Annotated in this window: 6 protein-coding genes; 1 reads left to right on the top strand and 5 read right to left on the bottom strand. The window is 40.8% G+C overall.

Features of this window, described 5'->3' with window-relative positions; all coding sequences use genetic code 11:
• On the bottom strand, positions 1 to 2,024 hold a 2,024-nt coding region (locus B2X72_RS22470), incomplete at its 3' end, for a ligand-binding sensor domain-containing protein (protein ID WP_286851539.1).
• Positions 2,025 to 2,568: 544 nt separating this feature from the next.
• The gene (locus B2X72_RS22465; RefSeq protein ID WP_286709518.1) at positions 2,569 to 3,159 is read right to left on the bottom strand and encodes a YdeI/OmpD-associated family protein; all 591 of its coding nucleotides are present in this window, start codon (positions 3,157 to 3,159) and stop codon (positions 2,569 to 2,571) included.
• Between the two features lie 641 nt (positions 3,160 to 3,800).
• Between B2X72_RS22465 and B2X72_RS22460 the strand changes: the two genes are divergently transcribed.
• Positions 3,801 to 4,730 (top strand): metallophosphoesterase, encoded by a 930-nt coding sequence (locus tag B2X72_RS22460; protein WP_286851538.1) that lies wholly within the window; start codon positions 3,801 to 3,803, stop codon positions 4,728 to 4,730.
• 110 nt (positions 4,731 to 4,840) lie between these two features.
• On the opposite strand, the gene B2X72_RS22455 is transcribed toward B2X72_RS22460, so the two are convergent.
• The 3 genes from B2X72_RS22455 to B2X72_RS22445 all read right to left on the bottom strand — a co-directional run bounded on the left by B2X72_RS22455 (position 4,841) and on the right by B2X72_RS22445 (position 11,051).
• Entirely contained in the window at positions 4,841 to 6,610 is a 1,770-nt protein-coding gene (locus tag B2X72_RS22455; RefSeq protein WP_286851537.1) for a RagB/SusD family nutrient uptake outer membrane protein, read from the bottom strand.
• An 11-nt stretch (positions 6,611 to 6,621) separates the two neighbouring features.
• Positions 6,622 to 9,867: a SusC/RagA family TonB-linked outer membrane protein gene (locus B2X72_RS22450; RefSeq protein WP_208734134.1), complete on the bottom strand. Its 3,246-nt coding sequence runs from the start codon at positions 9,865 to 9,867 to the stop codon at positions 6,622 to 6,624.
• A gap of 377 nt (positions 9,868 to 10,244) precedes the next feature.
• A complete protein-coding gene (locus B2X72_RS22445) occupies positions 10,245 to 11,051 on the bottom strand; it encodes a phosphatase PAP2 family protein (RefSeq protein WP_286851535.1) in 807 nt (268 codons plus the stop codon).
• Positions 11,052 to 11,112: the final 61 nt, after the last annotated feature.

Raw genomic sequence — 11,112 nt, 5'->3', positions numbered from 1 at the left:
AAGATCAGTTCACTTTCGCGGCTAATTTTCGCAGGATCAATAAAATTGAACCCCTTTGGCCCACCAAAAACAAGTCTTCCGTCCCGCATTTTTAAAGCAGCGTTTTCATTGAATACATTACCCTGAAGGCCCAATTCCTGCGTAAAATTGCGGATGATAAACTTCTCTGCCTGCCCTGTACCGACAATCGTCGACAGGCCTTTGTTTGTGGAAGCCCAAATATCACCTTGATCATCTATCAAGAGCGCCAGGATTGCATCGTCGCTAAGCCCATCTTGCTGTGTAAGATAGCTTATTTTCGCACCATCGATTACATGCAGTCCCTCTTGTGTCGCTACCCAAATACGACCAGTTTTATCCTCTTTGATATCATAAATTAGATCATTCATGAGTTTCATAGGCGAACTGGATGTATTGATATAAGTAATCTTGTCGTCGGGTGTCAACAATGCCAATCCTGTAGCTGTGCCGATCCAGAGACGTTTTTTTGAATCCTCAAATAAGACAGAGATATAATTGCTGTTGATGGTTTGGCCCTGCCGTGTATATGTTTTCGAAAACTGTTCTGTTTTTTTATCAAACAGGTACAGGCCGGTACTTAGCGTTCCTATCCAAAACCGATGTTGACTATCTTCATAGATCTCCCATACACTATCGTCATTCAATTTCCCGGGGGCCGCGTCACGGTGGAAAACCTTAAAACTTTTGCCGTCAAATCGACACATACCACCTCGATAAGTTCCTATCCACAGCCTGTCTTCCGCATCCAGCAATAAGAAAACAATCACGTTGCTGCTCAAACTATTGGGATCCTGAGGATCATGCAGGTATTGCGTAAAGGTTTTCTGACTGAGATCATAATAGAGCAATCCCCCGCCATTTGTCCCAATCCAGAGATTACCCTTTCGATCCTGTACAAACTTATTGACGTCGTCAAAGGGAAGTGATTTGGGAAGTCCAGGATAGTTCTTGACTAAGGAGAATAATAACAAGTTGGGATGATAATAACTGATGCCGCCTTTGTATGTTCCCGTCCAGATAATCCCTGACTTATCCCGATATAAAGCCGTTATGCTATTGTAAGGTAGGCTCCGTAAATCATATTTATCGTTACCGATGATTTGTACACTTTTTGTTTTTTTATCATAAACATTGATCCCACCATGGTCAGTTCCTAGCCAGAGATGCCCTTTATCATCTTGCACGATATTGCCTACAAAAGGATTGGATAGTTCTTTTTGGAGATGTTGAATTGATCCATCTTTCGGATCAAGCCAGTATACACCGATTGGAATATCCTTTGAGAAGATCCATATCGCCCCGTCCTGATCGGCAAATAGATTATAATTTACCAGCTTATTGCTGATCGGCAATAAGCTAGTTTTGGTACTTCGCAGTGATTTCGTATCAATGTGACCCAGCAGGCCATTTTCGTAGATTACCCAGATCGTCTGCCCTTGCCCAGCTATCACATCGGCTATTCGGTTGTTTTTGGTCAACTGCGGTACAGTACGATAGGTTTTCTTTAGGCTATCGTACAAGATCAGTGAACGATCGCTATACAATAGTGCAAAGGTCTGCCCTTCCAGCGGTCTTATCGTATGTACGTCTTTGACGGGCAACTTTAAGCGGGTCAGTATGGAATCAAGCTGCTGGACGATAATGCCTGAATGCTGATCATACACATTCATCCGGTTGCTGGTACGGATCCATACATTACCTTCTGGTCCCTCAAAGATTGCGGAAATCGAATTTCCACTCAGCCCGGTACGTTTATTGGCGGAATAGCGAAAATTTGTGAATTGCGCTCCATCAAATCGGCTCAGGCCAGATTCGGTACCAAACCATAAGTAATTGTACTTATCCCTGAGTGCGCAATTGACATGATTATGCACCAGGCCCTGGTCAGAAGTTAAGGTTTTAAACGCATACGTATTGACCTGGCTCCAAACTGAAGATTGCCCTAAGAAAAGGAGAAGAAAGAGTTGGAGATACGCGTATAAAAAAGACTTAAGCTGCTGCATTGGTTATCATCTCCCCAATGATACAAAAATTGATCAAATACAGCAAATCAAGTTGCTATTAATATAAGCTTTGACATGGTCTTTTGATCGTTTCATCATTATACAACACGCACTATCACCTCTTATCATATTCCCAATATAAAAATGGCATTGTTGAGACAGCTATTCTTTATCCGCTAACCAAGTTACCACATTGCGATCACGTTCGTAAGTTAAACCGGAATAATACCATTTTTACAGGGGATTAACAGGGTGTTAGCAAGGGTTTACCCCTGTTATACCCCTGTTAACCCCCTGTTATCCCCCTGTTAAACCCCTGCTAATAGTAGAACTGGTATAAATTAATTAATACGTTTTGTAGGAAAAATTGAAAATCAGTTTTACAATGAAGCGCTTCCAAAAGATTGCTATTAAATAAATAGCCATGAAAATAGCACTATTTAAACAGCCCTATTAGGTAATAGAATTTCTAAAACCAGATGTTTAGATCTGACTAAAAATCCTTTATTCACCACTCGAAATAGCAGTTCAAAATACTGGAAACTTACTGAAATTGCTTAGGCCTGTCTTTTTCTGCTGCTCTTGCGGCAATCTCATCAATGCGTTTTTTGCGGGTATTTGGTCTTTTGGCGAGAACAATCCATTGCAACATCATTTTTTTGACGGATTTACTCAATCCAAGAAAATAATCTTTTGAACCAGCGTAATGTTGAAATGCTTCATCCAAATCCTCGGGAATAATTAATTCTTCCACACTGTCCAAAATTGACCAAGAGCCATTTTCTTGCGCTATTTTTATAACCTCATGCCCCGCTGGAGTCATCAGATTCGCATCGATTAGTTTTTTAACTTTTTCTTTGTTAATTTTAGACCAGGTACTATTGGGTTTTCTTCGGCTAAATAACTGCATGAATGAATAGGCATCAATCGGCCTCCGTGTGCTATCAATCCAGCCAAAACACAAAGCTTCATCCACAAGTTCAGTCCAGTTGACCACCGGTAAATTTGATTTTTTAGTATTACAGATCACCCAAATTGATTGTGCTATGTGATGATTGTTCTCAAGCCAAAATCGCCACTCTTCCTTTGTATTCAGGTAAATAGTGATTCTCTCCGCCGAATTCTGTTTGATCATTTATTTAGTTTTTTAGTCCTTACTGGTATGGATAAAATTTGTCTATTGTGAAAATACGTTTTTTTTGAATACTAGTCATCCATGTTTTGCAGAACAACGACCAGCTTGTCCTATTGACAATATCAGCCCGCTGCTCTATTTTCCATTTTCCCTCACTTGCCAAATGATTATTTTGCGTAGGCGCCAAGTCGATAGCGTCGAATAGCGTAAAAAAAACCAGCAACAGCCAATAATGGTAATTGAAGTCAAGCTAATCAGGATTTTCTTTATCATACGTATTTATTTTTGCATTTCGTTTCAAATAATAAGTCCTTAAAAAATTACAATCAACACAGAAGTTAAAACCTTTTATTCGTTAAACACCACAATCGCCAATTTACAGTATTACAATAGCTAAAAAATCGATAGTTTATATGTGTTGGCAATTATTTATAATTCGTTAGTGATCCATCAATTTACACAAACGTTTGTGTATTCAATTTACTTGAATCTCTAATTTATTCTCAGTATACTCGTGATAACATTATAATCAATTACCTAGAACAGTGGTTCAAAAAATAGACTAAACAGACAGCAAAGCAACATTACCGGAATACGGACTAATATATTCTTATAGCAACATATTTTAAAACGCTAAAAAAATGAAACAGATTGGCTTAAAAATCAAACAGGAATGGAAGTTTCTTTCCATATTCGTCATCTGCTCTTTACCCGGCTTATTCAGCATGGCACAATCCAACACACCGGTCCTCCGTATCGGTATCATGGCCGATATGCAATACGCAGACAAAACAGACCACGGTAGCCGTTTCTACCACAATTCATTAATGAAGGTCGATACGGCTGTAGACTTCTTCAATCGCAATAAGGTCGATTTTTCATTGATTCTTGGCGATCTTGTCGACGAAGGTCCAAAAGATCTTCCAGTACTGTTAGAACATCTCTCCCCCTTAAAAAAAACGACTTATTGTCTACTTGGAAACCACGACTATGTTAACGTATCCAAACCGGATCTTTTGCACACTGCTTTTGGGATGCCAGCTAAATACTATGCATTTACAAAAGGAAAATGGCGGTTTGTTTTCTTAAATACGAATGCGCTCAGTGAATATGCCACAACGCCCAATTCAGCAGACCAACGTGAATGGAAAACCCTGGTGGATAGCCTACAGACAAGCGGAAGGAAAAATACGCAACCCTGGAATGGCGGAGTTGACCGTAAACAACTCGAATGGTTACAAAACGAACTTGCCCAAGCGTGGAAAAACAAAGAGCATGTGATCGTATTGACACATCATCCTTTATTGCCAGAAAACGGCTATGAAACACTCAATAACCGGAAGGTTCTTGATATACTATACAAATTCCCCGAAGTTAAGTTGGTACTTTCCGGTCATAATCATAAAGGCAATTATGTAATGGCAAATAATATTCCTTTTGTAACCATGGAGGGTATGATCGAAACAGCTACCAGCAACGCCTATGGACTTTTGGAACTCTATCCGAAAGAAATCAAAATCAAAGGCCAGGGTAGACTCAGTTCAAGAGTTTTTAAATTATCATCCAAATAAGGCTCAATCGGGTGATTAATAAACTCACCATAAATGAGATTTAAATAAAACACCCGCAACGGCTTTAGCTGTTGCGGGTGTTTTTTATTGAATAGGTTTAGACAAAAATACTATTCCATGGTTGGATTAAATGTTCCGCCCCAATCTTTATTCTGCTTGATATTTGGGTTCTTGTCAATGACCGACTGCGCGACGGGAAAGAAATAATAGGTATCGGGTACCAAATTCACTTTGTTTCCTGTACTGGGCACCTGCAAGACGCTATATTTGAACTGATTTTCCTTCAATGTATATGTTTTGGCCAATGCATTGGCATCATCCAGATTCATCTCCGTTCCATTTGAATTTATTGCTATCGCTTCAACTCCATGTTTGGTTGTATTGTTCAGTATATTGAGCTTACGTAACCTTCTTAAATCCCAAAAACGATGTCCCTCAAAACAGAACTCAATATTACGCTCTGCCAAAATGGCCTCGCGCATTTGTTCCTTCGTGGTTGCTGTTATGCCAAATTTATTGTCTGCGCCCGGCTCGATTCCCGCTCTTTTCCTAATTTGCGTAACCAGGTCTAAGGCTGTCGCAAAATCTCCTGTTTCATTTGCCGTTTCAGCATAATTCAATAGGACCTCGGCATAGCGCATCAACACAAAGTCGACATCATACTGAGTTTCCACTTCGGTTTGCTTTAATGACAGTTTGGAATTTTTTAAGATAAAAAACCCGCTATATCGATCCAAATTGGACGATGGAGTTTTTGCCTTCGGGTTAATGCCAAAGTCATCTAAAGCCGGAGCAATACCGACAGAAGTGTATTGTCTTTTGCCAGTCTTGCCGGAAACTTCATAGATTTTGGCATTCCACACAATAGACTTGTCAAAACGCGGATCGCGGTTTTCCCAATAGGATTGTAAAAATTGATCTTCTGTCTTATGGTATTTACCCGCTTGATCGGAATATAACTTTCCATCTTTCATTGGAAAAGCTTTTACAAATTCCCAGGATGGAACGGAACTTGCCGGCCCCCTACTTTCAGATCCCGGACGTACACCATTATCCCAATTGGCAACTTTATTTGGATAGGTATTAATCACAGCAAAAACAACCTCCGGCCCCTTTTCTACCAGCGCAATGTTGGAATAATCTGAAGTCAAACTATAGCCATCCGCCTTAAGCTGATCATAAGCTAATTTATTTGCGGTATTGGCCTCCTGCCAATAGGCATTTCCATAAGGATTGGAAGGGTTAAACTGTGGAGAAGCCTTATATAACAATACCTTTGCTTTAAAAGCGGCTGCAAAATCACCATCAATTTTCCCATAATCTGCTGTTCCTTTTGCAATTGTTTTTGGCAATTGTGAAATTGCCTGATCCAGATCTTTAACGATCAGATCAAAACATTCTTTTGTCGAATTGCGGGGCACATTAAGATCATCATTTTTTAGGTCTTGCGGTACAGTAATATAAGGAACACCGCCGTGGATCCTGACCATGTTAAAATACATAAAGGCACGCATAAACAACGCTTGGCCAATCACCGTTTTTTTAAAATCGTCTTTTAATGAAGTACTTTCATTGACTTTCTGTATGGCCGTATTGATTTTCCGGATGGTTGTATAATCCCATGATTTGTAAGAACCATTGTTGACGGTAACCGCATCCAATGGAAAAGCGATGCCGATTAGTTGTTCCGAATTTCCGTCCGCACCAGAATTCCAGTTACCAAATAGTGGATATAAATTGGCAAGATAGCCGTTCACTAGATTTGGATCAGCCCATACCTTGGCTTCATCCAGCGAATTGAGGTCCTCAATGTCCAATACATTTTTACAGGAGGACATGCACAAAGCCAATGCAATTAAAGGATAATATATTTTTTTCATCTTTTTTTCATTTAAAATTTAACATCAAGTCCAAACGTAAAGGTTTTCATGACTGGATAAGAATCATACAGCTTTTGTTCGGGATCATGAAACTCTTTCATTGGCGAAAAAACAAACAAATTGGTCCCATTAAAAAACAGATTGACATCTTTCACACGCAGTTTCTCCGTCATGCTCTTCGGCAATCGATAAGAAACATTAATGTCACGTAAGCGCAAATAGGCTCCATTTCTTATCCAGAATGACGAAGGGGCTGCACCGGATTCGGCCCATCCAGAGTATCCTGTTGGCCGCGGATATTTGGCGTCGGTATTATCCGGTGTCCAGACATCGGAAGCCCAAATTGGATAATATGGACGGAAGGTATCACCGTGCTGACGCATTCCACCGCCTTCTTGATTACTGATCATGCGATCATAAGCAAGAACTCCCTGAAATAAGGCCGAGACATAAAAACCCTTCCAGCTCGCATTGAATCCAAACCCATAATTGATGCGCGGAGAATTATTGTCCGACAATAACTGCAAATCGTTATCATCAATTTTCCCATCCGGACCACCTGAGTAATTCGCCCCCTGAATATCTTTATATAAGATCATCCCAGGAAAAGGATCCCTTCCGTAGGTCTTAAATCCTTTTGCTTTCAACGCATCAGCTTCAGCCTGTGTCCTAACCAAACCAAGGGATTCTAAGCCGATAATTCTATTCTCAGGTCGTCCAATTCTGGAGCGAAAATTCTGCGGCTGGCCCGATGCATAAGATGGTTCTTCGTCAATGATGTCCCAACGGTCTTTGGCATACCCCAGATTGGCATTGAGACCATAAGCCACTTCACCAACCTTGTCATTCCAGTTAAAAGAAATCTCGCCGCCTTTATAACTTCTCGCCGCATAGTTTTCAGGAGCAAGTGCACGACCGTAATTGTCAGGGACCTTCAGCGATCTTGGACCAAGAATATTGGTTTCCTTGCGTGAAAACAGATCAAGGCTACCGGTCAGCTTATTATTAACAAATCCAAAATCTAAACCCAAGTTGACACTCTTAGAAGTTGTCCAGGTTAGATTTTGTGTTGGGGTTGCACCATACGCAATACCGTTATAATAGCGGTCACCAAACATATAACCGCCCGAGGTTGTATACTTTTCTAAATAACCAAATTGCCCGATTCGATTGGCATTGACATCCAAATCGTTACCCGTTGTACCATAAGAAGCTCTGAACTTCAAATCCGATATCGTATTTTTTATATCCGTAAAGAAGTTTTCGTCCGACACACGCCAGGCTGCTGATACTGAAGGAAAAAATCCCCACCGCTTATCCGTCGGAAATAATGGTGAACCATCATAACGAAAAGAAAACTCCGCAATATATTTATCCGCATAATTGTAGTTGGCACGCCCGATGATACCACGTCTCGAATCGATCGTTTCATTGGCAGTTGTCGACCTAAAGTTGCGATCTGTAGGATAAATAAACATTTGATCCAGGGCTGTAATTGGATTTTCTGCCCGTGAAGTGACATAAGTCCCTCCTTTTTTGGACTGTTCATAAACCAATGTTCCGTCGACGGAATGTTTACCAAACTTGCGGTTATAGTTTAAAAACCAGTTTACCTGATATTCCCACAATCGTTGTGGGCTGTAATCCATGAAAGGCTGGCTCTGACTAAAAGTAAAAATATTAATATTCGCTTCTGATGGCGGAGCTGGTATAAAGCGGTTGTCATTCGGGTTTAAAGAAGTAAAGGTATAGTTCTTTTGAAAACTCATATAACGCTTGCGCATATAGTCTTGAGCAATGTAACTTCCGACAACTTTTGTCGAAAGGCCCTGTACCAATTTATCCAGCTTCAAGTTTAGGGTCATAATAGGATTGACCTGCCGCACTTTACGGTCTATATAGCGATCCCCAATGACCTGATCGATCACATTCCACGCCTGCCAGCTTCCCATAGGCGTCTGTACAGGATAAGCCGTAGGTGTATTGCTCGGTGTTCCGTCTGCATTCAGGTAAAACGGATACATCTTTGGCCAGTTGAATGTAACACGGTAGAAATCGGATACATCAAAATCATCATCGTTCGAAGATGTGCTGAATGGCCAAAAAAAGCGCTTCGAATTAGTCTGGTTGGCTGAAATATTAAAATCCATGCTAAAATCTTCGGTAATCTGTGCGGAAATATTGCTCCTTAGATTAAATTTCTCATGATCCAAAGATTTATAAGATCCATTTTCTTTACGGTAGCTCAGCAAGCTATAATAAGTAATTTTGTCGCCACCCCCATTAACCGATATTGATTGTCGATGTGTAAACGGATTGCGCCAGATAACGTCATTAGCATTGTAATTTTTGTCCTTGAAATAATCAAACTCTTTTTGTCCATTGGGGATAGAAAGACCACGAAATTCGGCGACCCGGTTTTGATAAGTGAGTTCATCTTGCGCAGTCGTTAAATTAGCAAGGAGCTCCTGTGTTGGCGTATTGAAAGTATAATTACTTTGTACATTAAAAACAGGTGCTTGCGCCGTTCCTTTTTTTGTCGTTACCACCACTACGCCATTACCGGCCCGGGTGCCATACACTGCGGCTGTTGCAGCATCTTTTAAGAAGGTCATTTGGTCAACCTCGTTCGCTTCAAGCACATCGAATGCAGCTTTATCGCGAACCACGCCATCAATTACATAGAGTGGCTCGGCAAAACTCCCCCGTATACGCAAGCTCGACGATGCTCCGGCCATCCCCGAAGTATTGGTGACATTGACACCTGCAGCTCTACCGGCGAGTGAATTGGAAAGATTTGAACTGGGGATGTTTTTTAACTGTTCTGCATTGACGGTAGCGACCGAACCGGTAATATTCCCTTTCCGCTGCTTACCATAGCCAATGATCACGACTTCTTCAAGTGCTTGATCACTCGATACCATGACCACGTTCACATTACCTGCGGAAACGGCCACCTCCTGTTTTGTAAACCCTTGGTAGTTCACGACCAAAACATCACCGCGCTTTGCGCGAATAGAAAAAACACCTTGTTGATTGGAGGACGTTTGAACGGATGTTCCTTTGACGGTGATGGTAGCACCGGCTAATACCTGACCTTTTTCATCTTTGATGATCCCTGTAACCTGATCCTGATCGACAATAGCATTGATCGGATCCAGATTCAGCGCGTAAGAATCAGGCTGACTAAACAGCAGGCAGAGCCCCAAAAGGCTAATGGGTCTCGCCTTTCCATGAAGAAAAAAATTTCTCATCATAATTACAAATTGGTTTAAAATAATAAAGAACCGTAGGGTTCAACTTTGGTTTATTGACTTTGCATGTCTTTCTTTTTATAAAAAACAGCAAAAGTGGATTAGATTGTCTATTAAATTTAAAAAACAAAATCTTATTAACGAAACTAATATGATTTTTTAATCCAAAATTCACAGAAACGTTACATGCTTAAAACAGGGAATGGAAATGCCGGACACAGCAGTCCCAATCTTCAGGTAGGACACCTAAAAACGGTAGTGAACACAGGGATTTAAAGTGGATTTATATCCCTGTACGAATAATATCTAAGAAATTTTATTTTCAGGCGAGCCGAGTACGATCAATGTAGAGGCTCCGAATGGGACTTAAAAAAAAGAGCCTAAAACTGTAAGCTGGCATTTAGGCAAAATTGCCGTCCATTATAGGTTGGTAATACCACATAACTCTTTTTTGAATTCTGCAATCGACTGTCTACCAGCGGTAGCAACCAATAGGCGATTTTAGTACTTAAGATCCCGACCCCAGCTCCCATAGCGATATCCGAGAACCAGTGCTTATCATTGTGCATCCGCAGATAACCGGTACCCGCGGCAACAGCATACCCCGCTATTCCGTACCAAATTGACTCCTGTCTGTATTCCTGCCAAAGTAATTCCGCACCAACAAATGCAGTGGCAGCATGCCCTGAAGGAAAGGAATTGTTCGCTGAACTATCGGGTCGCCAAACAGGTATAGTAGATTTCATAATTCTCACGGTTGAAGTCATGATAATATTGGAAACCGCCGTTGTGAACAGGCGTTGTTTAAGGTTATGTTTCGCAGGTACCCCGACCGCATCCAGCACAAAAACTCCGGCAGTTCCAGCAAAACGTGTGAAATCGTCCAACTTAATTTTTTGATTGTTCCTTCTCGAAACGCCGTCTCTAATGTCTTCATCTATCCCTTTTAAAAAGGGATTCCCTTTGGCAACGATACCATAGGTGATCAATCCTACAGGAACAGCCAGTTCTTTGTAAGGAATTTTCTTAAAAAAATGAGATCTGCTGCTCGAATCCGAAGGTTGTTCCGACAAGATCTGCGCAAATGAGGTAACCGGCATTACAAAAAGTAAAACCAGTAGCCAATAAAAAACAATCTGTTTCCAGTAATCGATCATTTTAGCCTTAAAAAATTTTATAATGCGCAAAGATAATATTTATAAACTACCTCTTTGACAGTATTAATCCATACAGCACGGCAATATTGGG

This window comes from Sphingobacterium sp. UBA7253, from assembly GCF_002472745.1.
Taxonomy (GTDB): Bacteria; Bacteroidota; Bacteroidia; order Sphingobacteriales; family Sphingobacteriaceae; genus Sphingobacterium; species Sphingobacterium siyangense.
This window is presented reverse-complemented; position numbering and strand designations above follow the sequence as displayed.

Bases quoted from the DNA above. Each gene is read 5' to 3' on its own strand.
- B2X72_RS22465 (WP_286709518.1), bottom strand. From the start codon at position 3,159: ATGATCAAACAGAATTCGGCGGAGAGAATCACTATTTACCTGAATACA.
- B2X72_RS22460 (WP_286851538.1), top strand. From the start codon at position 3,801: ATGAAACAGATTGGCTTAAAAATCAAACAGGAATGGAAGTTTCTTTCC.
- B2X72_RS22455 (WP_286851537.1), bottom strand. From the start codon at position 6,610: ATGAAAAAAATATATTATCCTTTAATTGCATTGGCTTTGTGCATGTCC.
- B2X72_RS22450 (WP_208734134.1), bottom strand. From the start codon at position 9,867: ATGATGAGAAATTTTTTTCTTCATGGAAAGGCGAGACCCATTAGCCTT.